We start from the raw sequence: 24,037 nt of genomic DNA, 5'->3' as shown, positions 1-24,037 counted from the left end.
AGGTTTGCGGCCGGCATGCGCAACCTCACGCGCCCGTGATTCTCTCTCTTCGCGGCAATTTGCGCGTCTTCCGTATGGCTGCGCCTCCGACATGAAAAAGCCCGGCACGTTTGAGCGTGCCGGGCTTCTTGTTCTCGATCCTTGCGGATCGCCCCTCTGGAGGGCGGCCGGTCACGTGCCGGCCGCCTCGGTTGAACTCTTACGAGTGGTAGGCTGCTTCGCCGTGCGAGGTGAGGTCGAGGCCTTCGGTCTCGGCTTCCTTGGACGGGCGCAGGCCGATGATCAGATCCACAATCTTGTAGAGGATCGCGGAGCCGATGCCCGACCAGGCCACCGTCACCAGCACGCCCTTGAGCTGCGCCCAGACCTGGGTCGCGATGCCGGCATAGCCCGCGGCGAAATCGGCCGTCGAGTAATCGACGATGCCCGCGCCACCGAGTGCCGGATTGACCAGGATGCCGGTGCCGATGGCGCCGATGATGCCACCCACGCCGTGAATGCCGAACACGTCGAGGCTGTCGTCATAGTTGAACGCGTTCTTCACCACCGAGACGAAGAAGTAGCACACGGCGGATGCAACCATGCCGAGCACGATGGCGCCCATCGGACCGACGAAACCGGCGGCCGGCGTGACGGCCACCAGGCCGGCGACGGCACCCGACACGGCACCCAGCATGGAGGCCTTGCCGCGCAGCACGCCTTCCAGCGCGATCCAGATCACGGTCGCACCGGCGGTGGCGACGAAGGTGTTGATCATGGCGAGCGCCGCATAGGCATTGGCTTCGAGGTTCGAGCCGGCATTGAAGCCGAACCAGCCGACCCACAGGAGCGAGGCGCCGATCATGGTCATGGTCATCGAGTGCGGAGCCATGATGTCACGCTTGTAGCCGATGCGCTTGCCCACCATCAGCGCGCCGACGAGACCCGCGATACCCGCATTGATATGAACCACCGTGCCGCCGGCGAAGTCGATCGCGCCGAAGGAGAAGATCAGGCCGGTGTTCGGGTCGGAATAGGCCGACGGACCGCCCCAGAACCAGACCATGTGGGCGATGGGGAAGTAGACGAAGGTGACCCAGAGGATGACGAAGAGCACCAGGGCCGAGAACTTGATGCGCTCGGCGAAGGCGCCGACGATCAGAGCCGGCGTAATGCAGGCGAAGGTCATCTGGAAGCAGACGAAGACCAGTTCGGGAATGGCCACGCCCTTGGTGAAGCTTTCCGAAAGCGTCGTCGTGTCGACGCCAGCCAGGAACATCTTGCTGAAGCCGCCGACAAAGGCGTTGCCGGGGGTGAAGGCCAGGCTGTAGCCGTAGAACACCCAGATGATCATCACCACTGCGGTGATCGTGAACACCTGCATCAGGACCGAGAGCATGTTCTTGGCGCGCACGAGGCCGCCATAGAAGAGGGCAAGGCCCGGAATGGTCATCAGGAGCACCAGCACGGTGGACAACAGCATCCAGGTGGTGTCGCCCTTGTCCACGGTCATGGCGGGTGCGGCGGCTGCCGCTTCGGTGCCGGCAGCGACGCCGGCCGGCGCGGCTTCCTGTGCGAAGGCTGCCACGGTGCCCAGTGCCCCCAGCACCAGGGCTCCGGCGAGGCCCGTGCGCGCAACGCGCATCAGGCGGTCGGAAACAGTCATTGAATTCTCCATAGGAATAGTCCCCCGCCCGCTCACAGCGCGTCCTGATCGGTTTCGCCGGTGCGGATGCGCAAAGCCTGGTCGAGCCCGATCACGAAAATCTTGCCGTCGCCGATCTGGCCGGTCTTGGCAGCCGATGCGATGGCCTCCACCGTGCGGTCCACGAGGTCCGTCGGCACCGCGATCTCGATCTTGATCTTCGGCAGAAACGAAACGGCGTATTCGGCGCCGCGATAGATTTCGGTATGGCCCTTCTGACGGCCGTAGCCTTTGACCTCTGAAACGGTCAGGCCCTGGATCCCGATCGCGGTGAGCGCTTCGCGCACCTCGTCGAGCTTGAATGGCTTGATGATCGCCATCACAATCTTCATGCGGTTGCCCTTCTTTTCACGGCCGCGAAGGAGTTTGCGGCCGGTTCGCCCCATGCGTCCCCTCAGTCCGATCCGTGGGCCAAAGCCGCAGGAAAAGCCCTCTCGAAGGGAAGCGCGGCAAACGCCATTCAAGCTTCGTGCCAGTTTCGAACCGGCTGCTCGAAGGCGGAAGGAAGTGCGATCCGCGGTCCGGAAGACCCGGATACGGAATAGGCAGGATGACTAATTCGAATGCAGTTAAGAGGTAGCGGCTTAACTCTGCCTAGTTCTTAGGCGTATCAACCCCTCCTGCGCCACGGAGGCGACAAGCCTGCCGTCGCGCGTGAAGATGGAACCGCGCGTAAAGCCGCGCGCGCCGGATGCCGACGGGCTGTCCTGCGAATAAAGCAGCCAGTCGTCGAGCGGTGCTAGGCGATGGAACCACACCGCATGGTCGATGCTCGCCGCCTGCACGTCCGCGTCGAACACGCTCAAGCCGTGTGCGAAGGTCGCGGTGTCGAGCAGGGTCATGTCGCTGAGATAGGCGAGCACCGCCGCCTGCGTCAGGCGATCCTCCGGGATCGGTCCCATCGCCTTGACCCACACATCCTGGCGGGGCGCGAGCTTCTTGCGGCTCACATAATGGTCGAGCCCCACGGGCCGGAGCTCGAAAGGCCGGGGCCGCGCCCAGTAGCGGCGGATCGTATCGGGTGCATTCTCCCCCATCATCGCCATCAAGGCCTCGCGCCCCGGCAGCATTTCGGGATCAGGCACGCCTTCGGGCATCGCGATCTGATGGTCGAGCCCGTCTTCGTCGCGCTTGAATGAAGCGCTGAGAGAGAAGATCGCCTCGCCATGCTGGATGGCGAGCACCTGCCGTGTCGAAAACGAACCGCCGTCACGCGGGCGCGCGACCTCGTAGAGGATGGGCACGGAAATATCCCCCGGCCGCATGAAGTAGCCATGCAGCGAATGCACGAAACGATCCGCGGGCACCGTGCGCTGGGCCGCCACCAGCGCTTGTGCCGCGACCTGGCCGCCGAACACCCGCTGCCAGGCCGAGCGCGGGCTCAAGCCGCGATAACGATCGCGTTCGATCGTTTCGAGGTCGAGAATGGCAAGCAGGTCCGCGACCGGATCGGTGGTCGGCGTGAAAATTTCCGCGTCGGTCGCGCGCGTGGAACGCGACTGGCTTGCGGACGGGCGGTCGGTCATCGGCGAAAGGCATTCCTTTTGGTGCTGACGTGTCACCATAGATAGGCAAAATTTTCGCGCCGTCCGCCTGTTGGCGACCATTGCGGGGCAGACGGGGCGGTGACACAGCAAGTTTTTGCCGCGAAGGCAGGCGGGTTCAGGGATGAAGGATCACCGCGCCCAGCGCCAGCAGGAGAGCCGGCGGCATCACGAGAAAGCCGATCTTGAGAAAGCGCCACGCGCTGAAGGACAGACCCTCCCGACGCAGCGCCGTCAGCCACAGAATGGTCGCGAGCGATCCCGTGACGGACAGGTTCGGCCCCAGATCGATGCCGACCAGAATGGCGTCGACGACCTTTTCGGGCAGATCGGCGGCAGTCGTGAAGGCGCCGCCCAGCAGGCCGAGGGGCAGATTGTTCGTGAGGTTGGTGCCGAAGGCCATCACCACGCCCGCCAGAAACGCGCCGAGGCGCGGCGCCTCGTTCAAGGGCCCCTGCAACGCATCGACGAGCATGCTTTGAAGGCCGCTCAGTTCGAGCGCGCGGACCACCACGAACAGTCCAGCGACCAGCGCCAGCGTATCCCATGCGATTTCCCTGACGAGCGGCAAAGGGTTCGAGCGCTCTCCCACCGTCACGGCCAGCGCGGTCAGCACGCCGGCGCCGAGCGTTGGCATTCCGAGTTGCAGGCCGAGCGCCGAGGAGCCCACCAGCACGAATGCCGCCACCACCAAGCCGATGGCAGCGATGCGCCCACCGGTGGAAAGGCGCGGGATCGCAAGCTCCGTGTTCGTAGTTCCCTCTAGTTCGCGCCCTTGCGTCCAGCGCAACACGAAAAAGGTGGCAAGGACGGCAAGGAGCGAAGGAAACGCGAAGCGGGTGAGCCATTCACCCAGCGCCGGCATATCCTGTCCGAACACCACCAGATTGGCGGGATTGGAGATCGGCAGCACGAAAGAGGCGGCGTTCGCCACGAAGGCGCAGATCAGAAGATAGGGGATCGGTGAAGACACGCCTGCCGCGCGCGTCACCGCGATCACGGCCGGCGTCAGCACCACGGCCGTGGCGTCGTTCGACAGAAACACCGTGACCAGCGTTCCGATCAGATAGACCAGCGTAAAGAGCCGGCGTGGCGACCCCTTCGCCATGCGTGCCGCAAAGGCTGCGAGATAGTCGAACAGCCCTTCCCGACGGGCGGTCTCCGCCAGAAGCATCATGCCGGCGAGAAACAGATAAACATCCGTGCCCTCTTCGATCCCATGCAGGGCTTCCGCCCATGGTAGGAGGCCGGAGACCACCAGGAGAACCGCGCCGCCAACGGCAAAGACCCATTCGGGCCAGCGCATGGGCCGGAAGATGACGCCAAAGACCGTCAAGGCGCTCAGCACCCAGGTCGCGGTGTTCAGGCTGAAAAGCATGGGCTGGCAGGCACGGTTGGAAAAACACGGAAGCGATGGCGGTGCCCGCCTCCGTTTAATCGCCGGAGCAGGCGGAAGCGATCTTGGGAGAGGAAATCAACCAGAGAGCCAGGCCGCACACGGCAAAGCCCGCCAGAACGAGATAGGCGACGGAAAAGCCGTAGCGCGCCACGATCAGACCCGCAATGGCCGGGCTGAGCGAGGCGCCGACGCCCTGAACCGTCATCACCGCGCCAAGGCCCGCATTGATGTGCCCGGTGCCCCGCAGCATCCGCGCGACGAGGCCGGGCACAGCGACACCCAGCAGACCGGCCCCAACGCCGTCAAGCATCTGGATCGGGATCAGCGCATAGGGATTGGGCCACAATCCCGCGATCAGCCCGCGGATCGGCAGGGCGACAAGCGCTGCGACGAGCAAGAGGAAGTAGCCCCGGCGGTTGGCGAAGCTCGCCGCGAGCAACGCGATCGGGATCATGGTCAGCTGCGCGATGATGACGGTCGCAGCCGTGTAGGAGACCGGGTCGGCCAGGAGCGTTTCGAGCGTGGAATTCTGACGCACAGGTTCGGTGCTCGGCCGCCCGGCCGTCGCCTGCCCCGGCGCGATAGTGGTTTGCACGGAAGGGTCGGTTTGCGCAGGTGGGGTCGCGCCTTGCGTGGAGGCGCCGGGCGATGCGGTGGCTCCGCCGGAAGGAACGGCCTCGCCGCTTTCGGCCTGCGTCGCCACCTGCTGACCCAGAAGCGGCAGCATCGCGCCATTGCCGAAGTGGAACAGCATCAGGGTCCCGGCGAGTACGAGGAGCGGCGTCGATTTCCAAAGCACGCTGAAGCCCGAAGGCGCTTCCGCTTCGGCATCGCCCTTCTTTTCGAGACCGCGTGCCACGTTGTGATCGATGTCTTCGGGCTTGATCATGAGAACCGCGACGATCGAGCCGACCGCCATCAGCGTCATCAGGATGAAAACGGCGGTCAGTCCGAACTCGTAGCCGAAGAAGCCGGCACCGGCGGCGGCGAAGACATTGCCGCCATGGTTCCACGCCTCGTTGCGCCCGAGCTGCGGCGCCAAGCCCTTTTGCCCGACAAGGCCGAGCGTCAGCCCCGCAATGGCGGGGCCGATCGCAGCGCCCGCCACGCCGGTGGCGATCTGCGAAGCGGTCACGAAGGCGAAGCTCGGAATGAACAGGATGGCGAGCGAGGCGATGATCACCAGAGCCGCGCAGAAGCCGACCATGAAGCGCTTGGCCTTGGATGCATCCGCAAGCGCCCCGAGGGGCGTGGTCGCCAGCATGCCGGCAATGCCGCCGATCGTCATCACCAGACCGATCGTGGCCGTGCTCCAGCCCTGTCCGATCAGGAAGATGCCGAGAAACGGCCCGAGCCCGTCGCGAACATCGGCCAGAAAGAAGTTCACCGCGCCAAGCGCGCGAACCGAGCGTGATCGTGGCTCGGCTCGTCCAGCCGGAAGCGCTGCTGCAAGCGTGCTCATGGATGCTCTCCTGGCATCGGAAACGGGTCAACGGAGCCTGAGGCATCGATCCGGCTGCGGCCAGGAATGCGGAAGGTCGCAACTGGTTGCGCGGCGCGTCGGACAACTGCATTGGGCGTCATCCAGGCTGAATTGATTCGCGACGCCCAAATGGCTAGTCGTGTGGTCACCCGAAGCCGTCAGGCTCCATGCGGATGACACAGGGATGTTGCGGGCAGTTTGCGCTGCGCTGCCCTATATCCGCCTCGACTGAACCGATCAGAAGGTGTCAAAGCATGGCCCGACGCGCCAGGACGATCGATGCGCCCCTTGGAACCGGTGCCGGTGACGCATCAGCGGAGAACGGGGCTGCGGATGCGCTTCCGCTCAAGGCGGACATCCTCGTCGCGGGCGGCAATTATGTCGGCATGGCCACCGCGCTCGGGTTGAAGCAGGCACGGCCGAATCTGGAAGTGTTCGTGGCGGACCAGGCGCCCAAGGGTGCGTCCGCGCGCGACGGCCGGGCCTCCGCCATCGCCGCCGCTGCCTGCCGCATGTTGAAGAGCCTCGGCGTCTGGGACGAGATCGCGCCACAGGCGCAAGCCATCACCGAGATGGTCGTCACCGATTCCCGCCGCACCGATCCGATCCGCCCCGTCTTCCTCACCTTCGACGGCGCGGTCGGCCCCGGCGAGCCCTTTGCGCATATGGTGCCGAACGGGCCGATGAACGGCGCGTTGCGCGCCAAAGCCGAGGAAGCCGGCGTGCGCTTCATCGACGGCGTGGGCGTGGACAGTTTCGACACCGCGGAGAACGGGGTTTCCGTCCGCCTCGCCGATGGCCGGGCGCTCGAAACTCGCCTGCTCGTCGCGGCAGACGGCGTGAAATCGCGCCTGCGCGATCAGGCCGGCATCAAGACCGTGCGCTGGGATTACGGCCAATCGGGCATCGTCTGCACCGTCCGCCATTCGCGCCCGCATGAAGGCCGCGCCGAAGAGCATTTCCTGCCTGCCGGCCCCTTCGCGATCCTGCCGTTGAAGGCGGACGAGAAGGGCCACCGTTCCTCGATCGTCTGGACCGAGAAAAAGGAAGACGCGAACCGGCTGGTCGAGGCGGATGAATTGCTGTTCGAGGTCGAACTCGAAGAACGCTTTGGCTTGAAGCTCGGCGAGATCCGTGTGGATGGCAAAGCGAAGGCCTGGCCACTGTCGCTGACGCTCGCACGCGATTTCGTGAAGCCCCGCTTCGCACTGGTGGGCGATGCTGCGCACGGGATCCACCCGATCGCCGGCCAGGGCCTCAATCTCGGCTTCAAGGATGCGGCGGCACTCGCCGAAGTCATCGTCGAGGCCGACCGCCACGGCCGGGACATCGGCGCGCTCGACGTGCTCGAAAACTACCAACGCTGGCGCCGCTGGGACACGTTCCAGCTGGGCGCGTCGACGGACGTGCTCAATCGCCTCTTTTCGAACGATTTCGGCCCGCTTCGCACCCTCCGCGATGTGGGTCTGGGGATCGTCGACCGCCTGCCGCGCGTGAAGGGGTTCTTTATCGGCCAAGCCGCCGGTCTCTCGACCGACGCGCCACGCCTGTTGCGGGGCGAGCGCATCTAATCTCCGCGGGGTGCCGTGGCCTTCGCCGCGAGCGCCCTATATCGGGCTCGCGGCGCACGAGACCGCGCAAACAGTTTCAAAGGAGAACCAGGATGGATCGCCACGCAACTGCCGTCTGGAAGGGCGGCCTCAAGGATGGAACCGGCTCGCTCGAAAGCCAGAGCGGCGCGATCAGCAGCCTGCCCTATTCGTTCAAGGCACGCTTCGAGGATGAGAGCGGCCGTTCGGGCACCAACCCGGAAGAGCTGATCGCAGCGGCGCACGCCGGCTGCTATGCCATGCAGCTCTCGCATTTCCTGGCCGAAAACGGCACGCCTGCCGAAAAGCTCGACGCCAAGGCAGTGGTGACGCTGATCCCCGGCACGGGCATCACCAAGAGTGCCATCACCCTCAAGGGAACTGTGCCCGGCATTGACGAGGCGAAGTTCAAGGAACTGGCGGAAAAGGCCAAGACGGAATGCCCGGTCTCGAAGGCACTCGGTGCCATCGAGGTGTCGCTGGACGCCAGCCTGGCCTGATCAGGTCCCGGATCGAATAAAGGGCGCCTATTTGGCGCCCTTTTGTTTCGAAGCTGCAAGCACGCTAAAAAGGTCTCCCCCGGCACGACGCCAACCATGCATCAGTGCGCCAGAATCCCCTCATGCGCCTTGTCGCCCCAGACTTCCTCGACGCGGGCGTCCCGGCCGCAGGCATAGCGATAGTACTTATACCGCACCGGATTCTTCTTGTAGTAATCCTGGTGATAGTCTTCCGCAGCCCAGAACTGCGGTGCGGCGGCCACTTCCGTCGCCACTTTCTGTCCGAGTTCCTTTTCCGCTGCATCCTTGGACGCCTTGGCCGCAGCCAGATCGGCGTCACCCACGGCATAGATCGCGGTCGTGTAAGGATGTCCGCGATCACAGAACTGCCCGCCGCCATCGAGCGGATCCACCGAATGCCAGAATGCCGTCAGGAGCTTGTTGTAGTCGGTCTTGGCGGAATCGTACTCGATCCGCACCGCCTCGCGATGACCGGGATGGTTCTCGTAAGTCGGGCTCTGGTTCTCGCCGCCGATATAGCCCGATGTCGTGGAAAGCACGCCCGGCACGTTGTCGAAATCCGATTCCACGCACCAGAAGCACCCGCCCGCGAAGATCGCGGTCTTGGTCTCGGCCGCTGCGGGCATGGCCCAGGCCGCGAAGGTGAGGCTTAGAGCGAGAAGGATGCGCATCGAACTCTCCGGTCGTCAGAGGAGAATCAGTAGCGCCACTGCCGGCCTCAAGGGTAGAGGCCGGCTTTAAAAGCTTTCGTGAAACGTCCGAGAGCGGGCTTAGACCCGACGCTCCACCATCATCTTCTTGATCTCGGCAATCGCCTTGGCCGGGTTCAAGCCCTTGGGGCAGGTCTGGGTGCAGTTCATGATGGTGTGGCAGCGGTAGAGGCGGAACGGATCCTCAAGATTGTCGAGCCGTTCGCCCGTCGCCTCGTCACGAGAATCGATCAGCCAGCGATAGGCCTGAAGCAGCACGGCGGGGCCGAGATAGCGCTCGCCGTTCCACCAGTAGGACGGGCACGAGGTCTGGCAGCAGAAGCACAGGATGCACTCGTAAAGCCCGTCGAGCTTCTGGCGGTCCTCATGACTCTGCTTCCATTCGGCCGCAGGCTCAGGCGACACCGTCTGCAGCCATGGCTCGATGGAGGACAACTGCGCATAAGGCACGGTGAGGTCGGGCACGAGGTCCTTCACCACCGGCATATGCGGCAGGGGATAAACGCGCACCGCACCCGAAATGTCGTCCATGCCCTTGGTGCAGGCCAGCGTGTTGCCGCCGTCGATGTTCATCGCACACGACCCGCAAATGCCTTCGCGGCACGAACGGCGCAGCGTCAGCGTCGGGTCGATCGTGTTCTTGATCCAGAGCAGGGCATCGAGCACCATCGGCCCGCAATCGTCGCGATCCACATAGTAGGTATCGACACGCGGGTTCTCGCCGTCATCGGGCGACCAGCGATAGATGCGGAATTCCGACAAGTTCGTCGCGCCTTTCGGCTTCGGCCACGTCTTACCGGTGCGGATTTTGGAGTTCTTGGGGAGTGTGAGTTCGACCATCAGGTTGACCCCGTTGAAGTGGGATGATCGAGAAAGCGCAGGAGGCCGGCATGTCGGCTCGATCTTGCCTTCTCATATAAGCGTTTATCCGCCGTCACCAAAGGAAAGCCCGTGCTGTCAGCGCAGGCGAGGTAAAGGCAGTCGTAGACGGGATGCGATAATTCCAGAGCGATCGAGAGCGCGCGATCGATCAAGCTGGCGTCGGGGATGAGGCTCGGAAACGCTCTTGCGATCAGAGCCAAACCAACCTCAGCCTGGCCTGCATCGAGCTCCCGACGCGCCACCTTCTTCCAAAGCACATTCGCACTTTCGGGAAGAACGAATTGTGGAGCAACGGGCGGTTCATCACGACCGAGAAGAGCTGTCGCAGCATCGCTACCCTCTTCACCGACAGCCCATTTGATGGCCACCGAGGCATCGATAACGAGGCTCACCGGTCGCGATCTTCTCGCAGAAGAAGCGCGGAGTCCGTCTGTTTCACCCCTTTCGGCGTCATGGCCTGAATTCGCTTGGCTTCTGCAACCAAAGCCACAGGATCCCAGGCCTTCCGCCGCAGACCCTGTCGGATCAGATCGGCCGCCTCCTGCTCGACAGATTTTCCATCCCTCTGCGCCTGCTCTTGCAGGGAAGAGAAAGTCTGCTCGTCCAGATCGGGGATCGTCAGCGTTTCCATGGCCTATGGTCCGTCGTTTCGACCCTTATCCTAATACACCCGCGCCTTCGGCGCGATCTTCGCCAGATCGATGCCGCCGTCTTCCTGCTTCAGCAGCGGCTCGACATGAACCGGGCGATAGGCCAGCGGCACCTCGCCGTCGGGCTTGACCCAGGACAGCGTGTGGACGCGCCAGTTCTGGTCGTCGCGACTCGGATAGTCCTCATGCGCATGCGCGCCGCGGCTTTCGTGGCGGGCTTCGGCCCCAACCACGGTCGCCATTGCGTTGATCATGAGATTTTCGAGCTCGAGCGTTTCGACCAGGTCCGAATTCCAGATCATCGAGCGGTCGAAGACCTTGATGTCCTTCATCTCGTCCCAGATCGCCTTCATGCGGCGCACGCCCTGCTGAAGCGATTCTTCCGTGCGGAACACGGCGGCGTCCTCCTGCATGGCACGCTGCATCTTCTCGCGCAGCACGGCCGTCGGCGTCGAGCCGTCAGCGTAGCGGATACGGTCGAAGCGCGTCATGATCTTGTCGAGCGATGCCTTGTCGGGCGTCGGCACAGCCGACTCGCGGTCGATCACGGCGCCCGCGCGGATCGCTGCCGCGCGGCCGAACACCACGAGGTCGATCAGCGAGTTCGAGCCCAGACGGTTGGCGCCGTGCACGGAAGCGCAACCTGCCTCGCCCACGGCCATCAGGCCGGGGTGGATACGGTCGGGCTCTTCCGCAGTCGGGTTCAGCACCTCACCCCAATAGTTCGTGGGGATACCGCCCATATTGTAGTGCACGGTCGGCAGAACCGGGATCGGCTCGCGCGTGACATCGACGCCCGCGAAGATGCGTGCGGATTCCGAAATGCCGGGCAGGCGCTCGGCGAGCACGGCCGGGTCGAGATGGTCGAGGTGGAGGAAGATGTGGTCCTTGTTCTTGCCCACGCCCCTGCCTTCGCGGATCTCCATCGTCATGCAGCGCGAAACCACGTCGCGTGACGCCAGATCCTTGGCGGACGGCGCATAGCGTTCCATGAAGCGCTCGCCTTCGGAATTGACGAGATAGCCGCCCTCGCCGCGTGCGCCTTCGGTGATCAAGCAGCCCGCGCCATAGATGCCGGTCGGGTGGAACTGCACGAATTCCATGTCCTGCAAAGGCAGACCCGCGCGCGAGGCCATGCCGCCGCCGTCGCCCGTGCAGGTATGCGCCGAAGTCGCCGAGAAATAGGAGCGCCCGTAGCCGCCGGTCGCCAGGACCACCATCTTCGCCGCGAAACGGTGAATGGTCCCGTCGTCGAGGTTCCAGGCGACCACGCCCGTCACCGTCCCATCGGGGTCGGTGATCAGGTCGAGCGCGAAATATTCCACGAAGAACTGCGCGTGATGCTTCACCGACTGGCCGTAAAGCGTGTGCAGGATCGCGTGGCCGGTGCGGTCGGCGGCGGCACAGGTGCGCTGCACGGGCGGTCCATCGCCGAAATTCATCATGTGGCCGCCAAAGGGCCGCTGGTAGATCTTGCCCTCCTCGGTGCGCGAGAACGGCACGCCGTAATGCTCGAGCTCGTAGACGGCGGCCGGCGCCTCGCGGGCGAGATATTCCATGGCATCCACGTCGCCGAGCCAGTCCGACCCCTTGACGGTGTCGTACATGTGCCACTGCCAGCTGTCGGGGCCCATGTTCTGGAGCGAAGCCGCGATGCCGCCTTGCGCGGCGACCGTGTGCGAGCGGGTCGGGAAGACCTTGGTGATGCAGGCAGTTTTCAGGCCCTGCTCGGCCATGCCGAGCGTCGCGCGCAAGCCTGCGCCGCCGGCACCCACCACGACCACGTCGAACTTGTGGTCAACAAAGGAATAGCCGCTGCCGGCAGCTGCGGAAGTGTCGGCCAAAGGTCAGCCTCCAAAGGCGAGCTTGAGGATGGCGAAGGCGCTGACCGCGCCGATCACCACCACATAGAAGGTGTTGAGCATCACGAGGACGGGCTTGAGCAGCGCGCTGTGCACGTAGTCCTCGATGATGACCTGCATGCCGAGCCTCATATGGGTCAGGATCGACAGCAATGCGAGCAGAAGCGGCAGCGCGACGATCGGATTGCCGATCACCGCGCGGGTGTCCGCGAAGTTGCGCCCGTCGAGCGCGATCATGAGGCCGACGAAGAACAGCACCAGAGGAATGTTGGAAACCGCCGTCAGGCGCTGCACCCAGAAATGGCCGGTGCCCTCATGTGCGGTGCCGAGCCCGCGAACGCGGCGCAGTGGCGTCTGCATCTTGGAATTCTCATGTGCCATCGTGATCAGCCCTTGGTCCAGATGACGGTGGCCCAGATCAGCGCGGTCAGCGTGATCGAGACGACAAGCGTCGCCCAGGCGATCTTGCGGGAATTGTTTTTTTCCAGCCCATGCACGGTGTCCCAGACGAGATGGCGGATGCCGCCCATCATGTGGTGCATCAGCGTCCAGGTGTAGAGCACGAGGATGAGGCGGCCGATGATCGTCTCTGACCATTCGCTGAGGAACACGAACTGGCTCTGCGAGGTGGCTGCGGCAAGCAGCCACCATGCGACGAGCAACGTGCCGAAATAGAGCGCGCCGCCGGTGATGCGGTGGATGATCGACATCGCCATGGTGATCGGCGGCTTGTAGATCGTCAGGTGGGGAGAAAGCGGCCTGGGGCGCGAGGCTGCCTGCTGGCTCATTCTGGTTCCGGTCCTTGTCGGCTTGCGGCGCGGTTTCCCACGACGCTGGCAGGAGAGGCGGCTCGCGGCGCCCGGCTCCGAACTTGTTCCGGCCGCCCGCTGCATGGCTTCGACGTCCGGGTTCAAAGCGCGAAGCGCTTCAGTGAAAGGGCTTTAACGCGCCATGTTGCGCTGCGAAAGCCCTGAAAGTTCTTCCAATCGATTAAGAGTGCCTGAGAGAACCACTGGCTGAGGGCTAGCGAGGGCTTTTTCGTTGTCGCGAGGCGCCGAGCACAGCCTATGCAGAGCATAGGTGAGCATCGGCAACGATGCGAAAGCGGAAAAGAACCGGCGGTCAGACCCTCGGGGTTCTGTCGGGCACTCTAAGGCTCTGTTCGAGCACAGGAAAGGGGCCTTCTGCCCTTTCGCGAAAAGGTCGCACGGGTGCCGTCGAGTTCGAGCACGTAAGGCGCTGCCGCATAGCGCCGGGTCTGGCCCGATGGCGACGCAGGCAGTTCCGCGCTTTCCCGATTGGGTCCGACCACCAGCGCCGAGGTCTGGAAGTTCTCGACGGTCAGCGCCCCGCCACCCTCGCAGAGGTAGGCCGCGTAACGCGGCTGCTGGGCGGGCACGGGAACCGCATCGGAGTCGGCCGGCAGCGAGGTGGGCAGCGAAGCAGGCGGCGTCATGGCGGCAAGCGTGTCACCTTGCGACGATACGCAGCCGGCAAGAACCACCAGAAGTGCCGCCGCACTGCTTCGACAAACCGCTCCGGCGCCGAAAAAGCTTCTGTTAACCATGAAATCCGTTCGGCTCGGCCATTTGTGCAACTTGCGGCGTTAAGAAAGATTAAGGAAGGCTTAAATCCAGGGAATCACCCGCGCCACTCGCGCTTAGATTGGAGATGACGATGCGACTGCAAGCCCTTCTGCTCTCCTGTGGACTCGCAATCGGTGCCTTCTTCACCGCGCCCGCGCAGGCCGACCGTCTCCACGACCAGATCGAGGCCGATTCCTATGACAATCTCGTGATCTGGAGCCGCGCCGGCTACAAGCGCATCGTGGTCGGCAAGGGCCATCTCGCGCAGGAGATGCGGGGCTATGCCCGCGCCGACGCGCCACGCGTGGTCTATGGCACGCAGCCTCGCACCGAGCAGGAAACCGGATACGCCGAGCACGACGGCGACTGCTACCGGCCGCCGGTCTTCGTGAAAGGGCGCGGCTACATGTATGGCCTCGCGGATGGCGAAATGCCCGAGCTCTCACCCTGCCAGACGCGCTAGGTCGGGGAAAAGCGTTCGCTTTCGCGTGACCACCGGCGCCACCGTGCCGTCAGCCCTCTTTTAACCACGATCTTCCCCTCCGCATCCAGTCCAAGTGTTTGAGTGAGGAAGCGTCCGTCATGAACGAACCACTGGCCGCCGCCGTTTCGGGCCGGGCCGTGCAGGCCAACCGGCTCCGGCAGCAGCTTGCCGGGCTCGAAACCATGACGCGCTTCGTGCTCGCCACGCTGGCGCTGGGATCGGGCGTTTACACCTATCTTGGCGTCCGCTCACTGCTCGACGGCTCGGCGACAGAGGTGTTCTTCGCGGCCCTGATGTATTCGGTGTCGGTGTCTGTCGCGATCTACGGCTTCTGGACCTACCTCATCCGCTTCCTGCCCGAGATGATCGACAACGGCTCGCGCATGGCCTTGATCGTGATCATGGCGGTCGGCTCGGCGATGATCGTCGCCATGGCCTCGTGGCTGAATGCAGCGGCGCTTGCAGGCTCGGCGGCCGTCGAGCAGCATCTGGCGATCACCGTCGAAGGCTATACAGCCGACCTCGATCAGGCGCACAGCAATGCGCTGGGCGCCATCTCGCTTCTGCCCGACATCCAGCGCGCAGGCGAACGCTTCGCACGCCTGGCCGATGTCGAGCGCACCTCGGGCGCATTGACCGGCACAACCGGCTCGGGCTCAGTGGTGCAGCTGCTCAGCCAGATGTCGGCCCAGATGAAGGAACTGGAGAACACGGTCGCCGCCTCGCGTGAAACGGTGGAAGCCCGCTTCACGGAAGGTCAGGCGCGGTTGTCCGCCATGCGCGCGCTGGTGTCGGCCTCCGGTCCCATCGCCGAGCGGTCCGACGGCTTTGCGACCGAATCCGTCGCGCTCGCCGGCATCATCTCCTCGCTCGAACAGACCTCGATCGCGCCCTCCGTATCGCGTGCGGCAGCAGATCTTTCGGTCGGCTTCATCGCGCCCGTGGCCGACGGCGGCACCGCCGATCTCGCCGGGCGGCAGGATCAGGTGATGGACACGATCCGCGCGTCCGTCGCGGCCCAGTCCAAGGCGCTGTCGGATGCGGCGGCCGAAATCCTCGCCCAGCCGAAGGTCCAGGAGCGCCGCTATGTGCCGCTCACCTCGGCCGAAGCCGTGTTGCGCTATGCGGGCGACTTCATCCCCTCCTGGGCCGGCGCCATCTCCATCGACCTCCTTCCCGGCGTGCTCGTCGGCATCATGGCGGTGGTGCATTCAGCGATGCGGCGCAACGAGGAAGGCATGATCGACGCCGACCGCCTGACCGCTGGCGACCTTCTCCGCTCGCTCGACCTGCACGAGGCTCTGCGCGCGCGCCAGCGTGCCACGGAAGTCGCCGATGCGGCGGCCATCTCAGAGGTGGTCGAGACCGCCCCTGCCGCGCCCCAGAACGTCACACCGATCACAGCCGCCGGCCCTGAGCGCAAGCGAGGCGAAACATGAACGCCTCGCAAGCCCCTTCCCCGGAAAGCCCCCTGCCCGGCGCGCCGGCAGATGATCACGTATCACGGACCCGGACCGACCCCGTCGAGCGCGCCAAGCAGCTCCTCGCGCGCATCGACGATGGCGCCATGGTGCGCGTCGTGTTTCGCGGCATGCTCTTGGGCACGCTTTGCGTGCTCGGCCTCGACTTCTACCATCTCCAGCAGCGCAGCGATTTCGTGAGCGCTCCGTCGGTCCCGGGCGCCCCGACCTTCATGCCGCCGGACGTCGAGACCGATGGCCCGACGGCACCCGGCAACACCGAGCCATTCGTGCCGTCCGACCCGGACCTCGCACGCAACCCGATGCAATTCACGCTCGAAAAAGGCGGCACGCTTTCGGCCAAGGGCTCGATCGATCCGGGTGCCGCGGAGCGCTTCAAGACCGAGCTCGATGCGCGCGGCGAATATGTGAAGACCGTCGCGCTCGACTCCCCCGGCGGCTCGCTGCACGACGCCATCGCCATGGCGAAGCTCATCCGCGAGCGCAAGATCGACACCCGCGTCGATGACGGCGCGCAATGCGCCTCATCCTGCCCGTTGATCTTCGTCGGCGGCACCAACCGCAGCGCCGCGCCCAAGGCCTCGCTCGGCGTCCATCAGTTCTATGCGCCCGCCAACGACCGCAGCCGCCCCTCGGCCCAAGTGATGGCGGATGCGCAAGCGACCACGGCACTCATCACGCGCCATTTGACTGAAATGGGCGTCGATCCGGCCCTTTGGCTGCATGCGCTCGAAACGCCGCCGCGTGCGCTTTACCGCTTCGCACCCGAGGAGCTGGTGCGGTACCGCCTGACGACCGGTGAGGCCCCCGTCGCCGAAGCCAGCCCGAGCGCATCTGGAACATAAGGAAGCGCGGTTCGCACGGCGTTCCGCCCCTCGGCCTTGGCGCGGTAAAGCGCTTCGTCCGCACGTCGCAGCATGCTGTCGAGCCCCTCGTCGGGATAGCCTTCGGCCACGCCGAAGCTCGCCGTGAAGCGCCGCTGGATAGGCAGACCGGCAATCGCCAGACTGCCGAAACTGCTGCGTGCGGTCTCCGCGAAGAGGCGCGCCGCGGCGAGATTGACGCCCGGCAGCACCATCGCGAATTCCTCGCCGCCGATACGCCCGGCGATCAGCCGGTGCTCGCCGGCAGAGCGGATGAAGGTCCCGAAGGCCTCGATCACCCGGTCCCCCGAGGCATGGCCGAGCGTGTCGTTCACCTGTTTGAAGTGGTCGAGATCGGCCAGCACGAGCGAAACCGGCAGTCCGTGCGCAACCGCGTCGCGCAGTGCCATCTCGACCTGTCGCGCGAAGCCACCGCGATTGAGCACGCCCGACATCGGATCGATTTCGGCGCGCTGGGTGACGTCGCGCAACACGTCGCGCGCGAACATCGCGAGCATGGTGAGCGCCAGCGCCAGGGCGCAGATGGCGCTCATCGAGAGTGAGATCACCGCATAGGTGCTTTCGAGGTAAAGCGCCGGGTCCTGCCCCAGCCCACCCGACAGCCATTTCATCACCGGCTTGAGAAGAAACTGCACGCCGGAGATGGCGAGCACCACGCCGAGCATCGTGTCGAGGCGGTCGCGCTTCCTGTCGGAGAAGATGATGCCGACACCGATCCACTGCATCAGCGCATAAGGCAGCTGATAAACGACCGAGCCCCAGAACAGGTGCCCGGTCCAGTCGGCGCTGAGCCAAGTTGTCAAAAGCGAGACGCCGAACAGCGTGCCCATCAGCGCCCAAGGCACGCGCGCGCCGATGCGTCGCGCGACACCGACATTGAAGAACAGGGTCGCCAGGAGAAAGCCGCCGAAATTGACGACCACCATCGGTCGGGAAGCACCGAAGCCGGCGATCACGAATTCCAGACTGAGCGCGGCCATGCCTGTGGCATAGGACAGCGCGATCCAGCGCGCAGCACGCCGGCCGTCATAGAAGCTGATCGCAAGAAAGGCCGATGCCAGAAGCACGGCGACAACCAGATTCGTGAAGAGTGCGACGCCAGCGCTGCTCATGACCCTCTATTCCCTCGGGCCCTTCAAGCAGTAAGCGACGAAGAAGTGTTTAAGATCGAGACCGCAATTGCTGACGCTACGGCAAATGGCAAGCATCGTCGAAGACCTCACGCGCTTGTGAAGCTCTCGGAACTCGCGACCGCGCCTGACGTTTGGCGATAACACCCGCTTCAAGCGGGAGAATTCACAGCGACAGCAGGACCAAGCCCGATGACCGACACCGTCACCTTGACCGACCACGAAGCCATTCGCGACTGGGCAGCCGCGCGCATCGGCTCACCGGCCATCGTCGACATCTCCCCCACAGCCGGCACCCAGCCGCTCCTGCGCATCGTCTTCGACCAGCGCGCCTATCAGGACCAGGACACCCCCGAACGCCCGGAAAACGCCGGCGGCATCGAACTCGTGGAGTGGGACGACTGGTTCGCCGAGTTCGACAAGCAGGAACTGGCACTCGTCGTGGCCGAGGAAAACCCGGACGTTCCCGTCAAAGACAGCTTCTACGAAATGGTCCGGCGCGAAGGTTGAGTCACCTCAAGTCTCACACGAAAAGGGCGGGAGACCTGTGCTCCCGCCCTTTTCATTTTTAAAGTCGTTTCAACTCACTGCCACTCGCGGATATCCACGAAGTGGCCCGCAATCGCCGCCGCGGCTGCCATGGCCGGCGAGACGAGGTGGGTGCGGCCCTTGAAGCCCTGGCGGCCTTCGAAGTTGCGGTTGGAGGTCGAGGCGCAGCGCTCGTGCGGCTTGAGGCGGTCGTCGTTCATGGCGAGGCACATGGAGCAGCCCGGCTCGCGCCAGTCGAAACCGGCCGCCTTGAAGATCACGTCGAGCCCTTCGGCCTCGGCCTGCTCCTTCACGAGCCCCGAACCCGGCACGATCATCGCGGAGATCGTGGAGGCGACCTTGCGGTCCTTCACGACGCTCGCGACGGCGCGCAGGTCCTCGATGCGGCCATTCGTGCACGAGCCGATGAACACGCGGTCGAGCCGGATATCGGTGATCGGCGTGCCGGGCGTCAGACCCATATAGTCGAGCGCGCGGATCTTGGAGAGGCGCTTGGTCTCGTCCGCGATCGCGGCCGGATCGGGCACCACGCCGGTCACCGCGATGACGTCCTCAGGCGAAGAGCCCCAGGACACGATGGGCGGCAGCTTCGCGGCATCGAGGCGTACGACCGCATCGAAATGCGCGCCTTCATCCGTGTGCAGCGTCTTCCAGTAGTCGAGCGCCATGTCCCATGCCGCACCCTTGGGTGCGCGCGGCTTGTCCTTCACATAGGCGAAGGTGGTCTCGTCGGGCGCGATGAGGCCGGCGCGCGCGCCACCTTCGATCGACATGTTGCAGATCGTCATGCGGCCTTCCATCGACAGCGACCGGATCGCCTCGCCCGCATATTCGATCACATAGCCCGTGCCGCCGGCCGTGCCGATCTCGCCGATGATGGCGAGGATGATGTCCTTCGCCGTGACATGCGGCGGCAGCTGGCCGTCCACCTGCACCAGCATGTTCTTGGCCTTCTTCTGGATCAGCGTCTGGGTCGCGAGCACGTGCTCGACCTCGGAGGTGCCGATGCCGTGCGCGAGCGCTCCGAAGGCGCCATGCGTCGAGGTGTGGCTGTCGCCGCACACGATGGTCATGCCCGGCAGCGTGAAGCCCTGCTCGGGGCCGACGATGTGGACGATGCCCTGACGGCGGTCGGCCGCGTCATAATATTCCACGCCGAAATCATGCGCGTTCTTGGCCAGCGCCTCGACCTGGATGCGGCTTTCCTCGTTCTTGATGCCGAAGATGCGATCGGGGCTGGTCGGCACGTTGTGATCGACGACTGCCAGCGTCTTCTCCGGATGGCGAACCTTTCGGCCGGCCATGCGCAGGCCTTCGAAAGCCTGCGGGCTCGTCACCTCGTGCACGAGGTGGCGGTCGATATAGAGAAGGCAGGTGCCGTCATCCTGACGGTCGACCACGTGGTCGTCGAAAATCTTGTCGTAAAGGGTGCGTGGGTTTCCGCTCATGGCGCGTTCCTAGGCATTGAATATGGAAGATGAAAGCTGACATCTCGGCGCGTGAGGCGCGCCAGAAAAGGTCAGCGAAGTCGGCTGGTCCGCGCGCCGACGACCCGCGCGAAGAAGCGCGCAGGCAGACGCTTGCGATCCTGCAGCGTGAAGCGGCGGTAAGCCGGATCTCCGAAGAGTTCTTCCATGGTGGCGAGCGCTTTAGCAGAACTGCGAAGCGCAAACAATCACGATGCCTTGCTCTCGTTCGAGCCGGCCATTGGGCCATCCATTGGGCCACCCATCGCGCCATCCATCCGCTCGTCGTCGGGCGAGGTCTTTTCGAGCCTGTCGGTGAGAAACCCGAGCACGCCCAGCACCACCACCGAAAGCAGCGTCGCGAAGAGCGCTATCTGCCAAAGGCCCAAGCCGCAACAAAGGCCGATCGCCCCCGCGAACCAGAGCCCGGCGCCGGTCGTCAGCCCCTTTACCTTGCCGCGTGCGAAAACGATCAGCCCGGCGGCGAGAAAGGCGATGCCGGCGGTGGTGGCTTCCACCATGCGGATCGGGTCGAAGGTCATCTCCTCGCCGCGAAACACCGGGCTGTGGGCGAGTTCGATGGTGAGGATGGCGATGGTCGCGGTGGAAAGGCAGACGAGGATATGCGTGCGCAGACCCGCCGGATGGTTGCGCCATTCCCGCTCGAAGCCGATCAGCGCGCCGAGCCCGGCGGCAAAGAGCAGCCGTGCGACGATCACGGGAAAAGCCGTGAAGGTCGGATGGGTGAATTCGTCTGCCAATTCGCTGAACATCGCCGCGGCGCCTCCCCTCGCCTCTCGCTAGCCGTTCCTTTCAAAGACGAAGCTTTGCACGAGCACTTCGGGTTCGGCCATAACAAAGGCACGAAAGGGTTCGCTTCGCTCCACTTCTCGCCAGATCTTCGCCGCTTCAAGCCTCGCGAATTCCTGTTCGAAACCGCCGCTTTGCAAGATCGAGCTGCGCACCGTCAGCACCGCCTTGCCATCCGGCGCGAGGATCCGCGCGAGTTCGGTCATGCTCGAAGCCGGCGCATGGCCTTCCGTGAAGACGCCCGTCGAGAACAGGGCGGCAAAAGCACCATCCGCGAATGGCAGCGTTTCGCCGAGCGTCGCCTGTGTGAGCCGCCGGTAAGTCCCGCGCGCCTCGGCCAGCCGCAGCATTTCGGGAGAGAAATCGAGCCCCTCGACATGGGCATAACCGAGGGCTGCCAGCACCGGGCCGGACAGACCCGTGCCGCAGCCGACATCGAGGACCGGCCCCGCCTCGCGCGGCACATGGCGCGCGACCCAGGCCGTCACCACGAAAGGCAGGCAATAGCCGAGCGCGATGGTTTCGCGGTCGTAAGTTTCTGCCCAGCGCTGGTAGGCCGCGTTCAGTTCCTCGGGCGTTTGTGCCGCATAAACCCCGTCGAGGGCGTCCGACGGCTCCGCGCTCATGCCGCCGCCTGTCCCTGCCGCAGCCGCTTCTCCAGCCCGCGCAGCGCGAGCGAGAGGCCGACCGTGAGGATGAGATAGAGATAAGCCACGATGGAATAGGTCTCGAAAAAGCGGAACGAGCCCGCCGCATAGACCTTCCCGATCTGGGTGATGTCGGCCACGCCCAGCACCGAGACGAGCGAAGAGTCCTTCACCATCGCCACGAAGTCGTTGCCGAGCGGCGGCAGGATCGTGCGAAGCGCCTGCGGCATCACGATCAGCCGGAAGCGCTGGAAGGGCGAAAGCCCGAGTGCCTTGGCTGCCTCGATCTGCCCCGCCTCGACGGATAGAATGCCTGCACGGAACACCTCGGCGATAAAGGCCGAATAGCCGATCGTCAGCGCGATCACCGCGCGCCAGAGCAGCGAGATGTCGCGCACCAGCAGCTCGTCCACGAGCCCCGCTCCGCGCAAGGGCGCGAGCGCCGCATTCCAGCCCGCCACGAAGACGGGCACGCCGGCAAAGGCGATCCAGAACAGGAGAACGAGGATCGGGATGCCGCGAACGATCTCCACATAGAAGCGCGCCGTCTGGCGCAGGACCACCGAAGACGACAGCGCCATCAGCGCGAGCAGGAGCCCGAGCGCGGACGCCAGCGCGAAGGCGATCAGCGTCACGCCGATCGTGATGCCGAGACCTTTGAGAAGGGTCGTGAAGACCTGGGTGTAGAGATCGCTCGAGGCGATGCCGACCGCGGCAACGATGGCCATTGCGGCGGCCGCGACCAGCCACCACGGGAAGTCGCGAGCAGGAACCGAAGGTCTGGCGCTCATGAGCGGGCGCAGATGGGCGGGAGGGTATTCGGTTCGAGCCTCGAACGCCTTGAGCCATGCGAAAGGCAGGTACAGGGTGCGGGTAACTTGGTCACCTGCACCACGTCGTTCCCGGCACCCATTACCCAATCAGCCGGCAACCCCACTCACTCGCCCGGCTTGTAATCCACGAACCACTTCTGCGTCAGCCTGTCCAGCGTCCCATCTGCCTTCAGCGCCGCGATCCCCGCATTGATCGGCGCCACCAGATCAGAGCCCTTCGGGAAGATGAACCCGAAATCCTCCGTGCCCAGCGGCTCGCCCACGATCTTGAGCGCGCCGTTCGAGTTCGCGGCAAGCGCCTTGCCGGCCGCACTGTCGGTCAGCACCGTGTCCACATCGCCCGCCTGCAGGGCCGCGACGGACGCCGCAAAGGTCTCGAACAACTTGATGCGCGGATTCTGCTCGTTGCCGTCGAGCACATTGTAGACCGCCGAGTAGAAGGGCGAGGTGCCGGCCTGCGCGCCGATCAGGAGCTTGTCGTTGGGCCCGAAGCTTTTCGCATCGGTGAAGCGCGTCTCGTCGGCACGCACCAGCATGAACTGCTCCGAGCGCATGTAGGGGTCGGAAAAGTCCACCTTCTCCTTGCGGTCGTCCTTGATGGTGATGCCGGTCATGCCGATGTCGAACTGCTTGTCCGACACCGACTGGATCATCGCGTCCCAGGAGGTGTTCTTGTATTCCACGGTGAAGTTGAGGCGCTTGGCCATCTCGTTCATGGCGTCATATTCCCAGCCGATCGCCTCGCCGCTCTTGGGGTCCACGAATTGCAGCGGCGGATAGGCGTTTTCCGTCACCACCGTGACGGTGCGCCCCTTCAGGTCGGGCAAGGTCTGCGCCGAGGCCGCGGCCGGCAGAAGTGCTGCGGCAACCATGCCGGCGAGGAGGGAAAGAAAACGGGACATCGGAAAGCGCTCCGGGAAAGCGGGAGAGGGAATTCGGCCGCGACCTTAGCCGGGCCGCATTCCCTTGCAAAGCAGGCACCGGGGCCTCTCCACGGCGGCCGAGCAAGAGAGCGAATTTTCTATCGCCTGGAGGCCTGAAGCGAGAACGACATCGGGATCTTGACCTGGGTCTCGGGCAAACGGAACTCGTCCACCCGTCCCGTCGCCTCCACGAACGGAAACGCCTTCCACACCACCACGTCGTGCTCATGGAGGAAGTCGAGGACGAGCCCCGCCTGGATCAGCGCATTGACCACGTCCGAGATCGGATGGATCCATTCATAGTTGCGCGTATGCGTGATCGTGCGCGCGTCGCCCGTATAGGTCTGTGCCTCATCGAAGACCAAAGGCGTGTCGAGTGGCGTCTTCCAGTCGAAGAGGAGCTCCAGCCTGTCCTCGCGTGCCTCATACTGGTTCATCTGCGGATGACCTTCGAGCAGATAGAGCCTGCCGCCCGGCTCCAGGAGCGAGGCCACCACGCGCGCCCAGGCGAAGATGTCGCCGATCCAGTTGATGGCGCCCCAGGTGACATAGACCATGTCATAGGTCCGCCCGAGCGCCTCGCGCGCCTTCATCACATCGCTTTCCACGAAGCGCATATCCGTGCCAGCGCGGGCCGCGAAATCGCGTGCGGCCGCAATCGCGCGCGGCGAGAAGTCGAGGCCCGTGACGGATGCCGCGCCCAGATGCTTCAGGCTGATCGTGTCGAGCCCGATATGGCATTGCAGGTGCACGATGTGCTTGCCCGAAATGTCGCCGATCTCCGCCCTTTCCAGCGCATGGAGAGACGAGCCGCCGCCCAGGACTTCGGCGATCCGGTAGGAGCCGGTCGTGTCGGAGGCGTGGAGTTCCGCGCGGTCTTCCCAGTTCAACCTGTTGGCACTCGAATAGTCGTCCGTCAC

Annotated in this window: 27 protein-coding genes; 6 read left to right on the top strand and 21 right to left on the bottom strand. The window is 64.6% G+C overall.

The features are described 5' to 3' along the window. Window positions 1–199: 199 nt before the first annotated feature. The 5 genes from NGM99_RS15315 to NGM99_RS15295 form a co-directional block, all read right to left on the bottom strand. Window positions 200–1,624, bottom strand: coding sequence for an ammonium transporter (locus NGM99_RS15315; RefSeq protein WP_252820813.1), 1,425 nt, complete (start codon window positions 1,622–1,624; stop codon window positions 200–202). A gap of 53 nt (window positions 1,625–1,677) precedes the next feature. Next, the gene (locus NGM99_RS15310; protein WP_252820431.1) at window positions 1,678–2,016 is read right to left on the bottom strand and encodes a P-II family nitrogen regulator; all 339 of its coding nucleotides are present in this window, start codon (window positions 2,014–2,016) and stop codon (window positions 1,678–1,680) included. A gap of 252 nt (window positions 2,017–2,268) precedes the next feature. Then, the gene (locus tag NGM99_RS15305; protein WP_252820429.1) at window positions 2,269–3,210 is read right to left on the bottom strand and encodes an acyl-CoA thioesterase; all 942 of its coding nucleotides are present in this window, start codon (window positions 3,208–3,210) and stop codon (window positions 2,269–2,271) included. A 136-nt stretch (window positions 3,211–3,346) separates the two neighbouring features. Continuing rightward, entirely contained in the window at window positions 3,347–4,606 is a 1,260-nt protein-coding gene (locus NGM99_RS15300; RefSeq protein WP_252820427.1) for an arsenic transporter, read from the bottom strand. A 55-nt stretch (window positions 4,607–4,661) separates the two neighbouring features. After that, window positions 4,662–6,089, bottom strand: coding sequence for an MFS transporter (locus tag NGM99_RS15295; RefSeq protein WP_252820425.1), 1,428 nt, complete (start codon window positions 6,087–6,089; stop codon window positions 4,662–4,664). 275 nt (window positions 6,090–6,364) lie between these two features. On the opposite strand from NGM99_RS15295, the gene NGM99_RS15290 reads away from it, so the two are divergent. Both NGM99_RS15290 and NGM99_RS15285 read left to right on the top strand, forming a co-directional pair. Beyond that, entirely contained in the window at window positions 6,365–7,681 is a 1,317-nt protein-coding gene (locus NGM99_RS15290) for a ubiquinone biosynthesis hydroxylase (protein WP_252820423.1), read from the top strand. 92 nt (window positions 7,682–7,773) lie between these two features. After that, entirely contained in the window at window positions 7,774–8,199 is a 426-nt protein-coding gene (locus NGM99_RS15285) for an OsmC family protein (protein ID WP_252820421.1), read from the top strand. 101 nt (window positions 8,200–8,300) lie between these two features. Here the strand turns inward: NGM99_RS15285 and msrA are convergent, their stop codons facing one another. The 8 genes from msrA to NGM99_RS15245 all read right to left on the bottom strand — a co-directional run bounded on the left by msrA (window position 8,301) and on the right by NGM99_RS15245 (window position 13,891). After that, complete coding sequence (gene msrA / locus NGM99_RS15280) at window positions 8,301–8,891, bottom strand: peptide-methionine (S)-S-oxide reductase MsrA (protein WP_252820419.1); 591 nt, start codon at window positions 8,889–8,891, stop codon at window positions 8,301–8,303. Window positions 8,892–8,990: 99 nt separating this feature from the next. After that, a complete protein-coding gene (locus NGM99_RS15275) occupies window positions 8,991–9,770 on the bottom strand; it encodes a succinate dehydrogenase iron-sulfur subunit (RefSeq protein WP_252820417.1) in 780 nt (259 codons plus the stop codon). Beyond that, window positions 9,770–10,204: a type II toxin-antitoxin system VapC family toxin gene (locus NGM99_RS15270; protein ID WP_252820415.1), complete on the bottom strand. Its 435-nt coding sequence runs from the start codon at window positions 10,202–10,204 to the stop codon at window positions 9,770–9,772. The genes NGM99_RS15275 and NGM99_RS15270 overlap by 1 nt, the downstream gene beginning before the upstream one ends. Continuing rightward, window positions 10,201–10,443 (bottom strand): FitA-like ribbon-helix-helix domain-containing protein, encoded by a 243-nt coding sequence (locus NGM99_RS15265; RefSeq protein WP_252820413.1) that lies wholly within the window; start codon window positions 10,441–10,443, stop codon window positions 10,201–10,203. Before NGM99_RS15265 ends, NGM99_RS15270 begins: the two co-directional genes overlap by 4 nt. A 30-nt stretch (window positions 10,444–10,473) precedes the next feature. After that, window positions 10,474–12,306 (bottom strand): succinate dehydrogenase flavoprotein subunit, encoded by a 1,833-nt coding sequence (gene sdhA, locus NGM99_RS15260; RefSeq protein WP_252820411.1) that lies wholly within the window; start codon window positions 12,304–12,306, stop codon window positions 10,474–10,476. A 3-nt stretch (window positions 12,307–12,309) separates the two neighbouring features. Beyond that, a complete protein-coding gene (gene sdhD, locus NGM99_RS15255) occupies window positions 12,310–12,705 on the bottom strand; it encodes a succinate dehydrogenase, hydrophobic membrane anchor protein (protein WP_252820409.1) in 396 nt (131 codons plus the stop codon). Between the two features lie 5 nt (window positions 12,706–12,710). Continuing rightward, a complete protein-coding gene (gene sdhC / locus NGM99_RS15250; protein WP_252820406.1) occupies window positions 12,711–13,112 on the bottom strand; it encodes a succinate dehydrogenase, cytochrome b556 subunit in 402 nt (133 codons plus the stop codon). Window positions 13,113–13,474: 362 nt separating this feature from the next. Then, window positions 13,475–13,891 carry a hypothetical protein gene (locus tag NGM99_RS15245; protein ID WP_252820405.1) on the bottom strand — a complete coding sequence of 139 codons (417 nt, stop codon included), beginning with the start codon at window positions 13,889–13,891 and terminating at the stop codon, window positions 13,475–13,477. Between the two features lie 110 nt (window positions 13,892–14,001). On the opposite strand from NGM99_RS15245, the gene NGM99_RS15240 reads away from it, so the two are divergent. From NGM99_RS15240 to NGM99_RS15230, 3 genes are all read left to right on the top strand, one after another. Further along, a complete protein-coding gene (locus NGM99_RS15240; RefSeq protein WP_252820403.1) occupies window positions 14,002–14,373 on the top strand; it encodes a hypothetical protein in 372 nt (123 codons plus the stop codon). Window positions 14,374–14,576: 203 nt separating this feature from the next. Further along, window positions 14,577–15,833 (top strand): hypothetical protein, encoded by a 1,257-nt coding sequence (locus NGM99_RS15235; RefSeq protein ID WP_252820811.1) that lies wholly within the window; start codon window positions 14,577–14,579, stop codon window positions 15,831–15,833. Next, window positions 15,830–16,720, top strand: coding sequence for a COG3904 family protein (locus NGM99_RS15230; protein WP_252820401.1), 891 nt, complete (start codon window positions 15,830–15,832; stop codon window positions 16,718–16,720). Before NGM99_RS15235 ends, NGM99_RS15230 begins: the two co-directional genes overlap by 4 nt. On the opposite strand, the gene NGM99_RS15225 is transcribed toward NGM99_RS15230, so the two are convergent. Then, window positions 16,627–17,871 carry a GGDEF domain-containing protein gene (locus NGM99_RS15225; protein WP_252820399.1) on the bottom strand — a complete coding sequence of 415 codons (1,245 nt, stop codon included), beginning with the start codon at window positions 17,869–17,871 and terminating at the stop codon, window positions 16,627–16,629. The genes NGM99_RS15230 and NGM99_RS15225 overlap by 94 nt on opposite strands. Before the next feature lie 210 nt (window positions 17,872–18,081). Here NGM99_RS15225 and NGM99_RS15220 point away from each other — a divergent pair, with 210 nt between their 5' ends. Beyond that, window positions 18,082–18,399, top strand: coding sequence for a hypothetical protein (locus NGM99_RS15220; protein WP_252820397.1), 318 nt, complete (start codon window positions 18,082–18,084; stop codon window positions 18,397–18,399). A 74-nt stretch (window positions 18,400–18,473) separates the two neighbouring features. Here the strand turns inward: NGM99_RS15220 and leuC are convergent, their stop codons facing one another. From leuC to NGM99_RS15185, 7 genes are all read right to left on the bottom strand, one after another. Next, window positions 18,474–19,886, bottom strand: a complete 1,413-nt coding sequence (leuC, locus tag NGM99_RS15215) for a 3-isopropylmalate dehydratase large subunit (protein ID WP_252820395.1) — start codon at window positions 19,884–19,886, stop codon at window positions 18,474–18,476. Window positions 19,887–19,957: 71 nt separating this feature from the next. Further along, the gene (locus tag NGM99_RS15210; RefSeq protein WP_252820851.1) at window positions 19,958–20,113 is read right to left on the bottom strand and encodes a hypothetical protein; all 156 of its coding nucleotides are present in this window, start codon (window positions 20,111–20,113) and stop codon (window positions 19,958–19,960) included. Next, window positions 20,114–20,677, bottom strand: coding sequence for an MgtC/SapB family protein (locus NGM99_RS15205; protein ID WP_252820394.1), 564 nt, complete (start codon window positions 20,675–20,677; stop codon window positions 20,114–20,116). 27 nt (window positions 20,678–20,704) lie between these two features. After that, window positions 20,705–21,340: a class I SAM-dependent DNA methyltransferase gene (locus NGM99_RS15200; RefSeq protein WP_252820391.1), complete on the bottom strand. Its 636-nt coding sequence runs from the start codon at window positions 21,338–21,340 to the stop codon at window positions 20,705–20,707. Next, complete coding sequence (locus tag NGM99_RS15195) at window positions 21,337–22,152, bottom strand: amino acid ABC transporter permease (protein ID WP_252820389.1); 816 nt, start codon at window positions 22,150–22,152, stop codon at window positions 21,337–21,339. The genes NGM99_RS15200 and NGM99_RS15195 overlap by 4 nt, the downstream gene beginning before the upstream one ends. 146 nt (window positions 22,153–22,298) lie before the next feature. Further along, on the bottom strand, window positions 22,299–23,096 hold the full coding sequence (locus NGM99_RS15190; protein WP_252820387.1) for a transporter substrate-binding domain-containing protein: 798 nt from the start codon (window positions 23,094–23,096) through the stop codon (window positions 22,299–22,301). 119 nt (window positions 23,097–23,215) lie between these two features. Next, complete coding sequence (locus tag NGM99_RS15185; RefSeq protein WP_252820385.1) at window positions 23,216–24,037, bottom strand: class I SAM-dependent methyltransferase; 822 nt, start codon at window positions 24,035–24,037, stop codon at window positions 23,216–23,218.

Source organism: Mesorhizobium liriopis (genome assembly GCF_024053505.1).
Classification (GTDB): domain Bacteria; phylum Pseudomonadota; class Alphaproteobacteria; order Rhizobiales; family Rhizobiaceae; genus Mesorhizobium_B; species Mesorhizobium_B liriopis.
This window is presented reverse-complemented; position numbering and strand designations above follow the sequence as displayed.

Excerpts from the sequence above, each read along its gene's own strand:
- NGM99_RS15295 (WP_252820425.1), bottom strand. The coding sequence starts at position 6,089 with ATGAGCACGCTTGCAGCAGCGCTTCCGGCTGGACGAGCCGAGCCACGA.
- NGM99_RS15195 (WP_252820389.1), bottom strand. The coding sequence starts at position 22,152 with ATGAGCGCCAGACCTTCGGTTCCTGCTCGCGACTTCCCGTGGTGGCTG.
- NGM99_RS15225 (WP_252820399.1), bottom strand. The coding sequence starts at position 17,871 with ATGAGCAGCGCTGGCGTCGCACTCTTCACGAATCTGGTTGTCGCCGTG.
- NGM99_RS15315 (WP_252820813.1), bottom strand. The coding sequence starts at position 1,624 with ATGCGCGTTGCGCGCACGGGCCTCGCCGGAGCCCTGGTGCTGGGGGCA.
- NGM99_RS15285 (WP_252820421.1), top strand. The coding sequence starts at position 7,774 with ATGGATCGCCACGCAACTGCCGTCTGGAAGGGCGGCCTCAAGGATGGA.
- NGM99_RS15200 (WP_252820391.1), bottom strand. The coding sequence starts at position 21,340 with ATGAGCGCGGAGCCGTCGGACGCCCTCGACGGGGTTTATGCGGCACAA.
- NGM99_RS15300 (WP_252820427.1), bottom strand. The coding sequence starts at position 4,606 with ATGCTTTTCAGCCTGAACACCGCGACCTGGGTGCTGAGCGCCTTGACG.
- NGM99_RS15220 (WP_252820397.1), top strand. The coding sequence starts at position 18,082 with ATGACCGACACCGTCACCTTGACCGACCACGAAGCCATTCGCGACTGG.
- NGM99_RS15190 (WP_252820387.1), bottom strand. The coding sequence starts at position 23,096 with ATGTCCCGTTTTCTTTCCCTCCTCGCCGGCATGGTTGCCGCAGCACTT.
- NGM99_RS15240 (WP_252820403.1), top strand. The coding sequence starts at position 14,002 with ATGCGACTGCAAGCCCTTCTGCTCTCCTGTGGACTCGCAATCGGTGCC.
- NGM99_RS15305 (WP_252820429.1), bottom strand. The coding sequence starts at position 3,210 with ATGACCGACCGCCCGTCCGCAAGCCAGTCGCGTTCCACGCGCGCGACC.
- NGM99_RS15310 (WP_252820431.1), bottom strand. The coding sequence starts at position 2,016 with ATGAAGATTGTGATGGCGATCATCAAGCCATTCAAGCTCGACGAGGTG.
- NGM99_RS15275 (WP_252820417.1), bottom strand. The coding sequence starts at position 9,770 with ATGGTCGAACTCACACTCCCCAAGAACTCCAAAATCCGCACCGGTAAG.
- sdhC (WP_252820406.1), bottom strand. The coding sequence starts at position 13,112 with ATGAGCCAGCAGGCAGCCTCGCGCCCCAGGCCGCTTTCTCCCCACCTG.
- NGM99_RS15235 (WP_252820811.1), top strand. The coding sequence starts at position 14,577 with ATGACGCGCTTCGTGCTCGCCACGCTGGCGCTGGGATCGGGCGTTTAC.
- NGM99_RS15245 (WP_252820405.1), bottom strand. The coding sequence starts at position 13,891 with ATGGTTAACAGAAGCTTTTTCGGCGCCGGAGCGGTTTGTCGAAGCAGT.
- NGM99_RS15265 (WP_252820413.1), bottom strand. The coding sequence starts at position 10,443 with ATGGAAACGCTGACGATCCCCGATCTGGACGAGCAGACTTTCTCTTCC.
- sdhD (WP_252820409.1), bottom strand. The coding sequence starts at position 12,705 with ATGGCACATGAGAATTCCAAGATGCAGACGCCACTGCGCCGCGTTCGC.
- NGM99_RS15205 (WP_252820394.1), bottom strand. The coding sequence starts at position 20,677 with ATGTTCAGCGAATTGGCAGACGAATTCACCCATCCGACCTTCACGGCT.
- msrA (WP_252820419.1), bottom strand. The coding sequence starts at position 8,891 with ATGCGCATCCTTCTCGCTCTAAGCCTCACCTTCGCGGCCTGGGCCATG.
- leuC (WP_252820395.1), bottom strand. The coding sequence starts at position 19,886 with ATGAGCGGAAACCCACGCACCCTTTACGACAAGATTTTCGACGACCAC.
- NGM99_RS15290 (WP_252820423.1), top strand. The coding sequence starts at position 6,365 with ATGGCCCGACGCGCCAGGACGATCGATGCGCCCCTTGGAACCGGTGCC.
- NGM99_RS15230 (WP_252820401.1), top strand. The coding sequence starts at position 15,830 with ATGAACGCCTCGCAAGCCCCTTCCCCGGAAAGCCCCCTGCCCGGCGCG.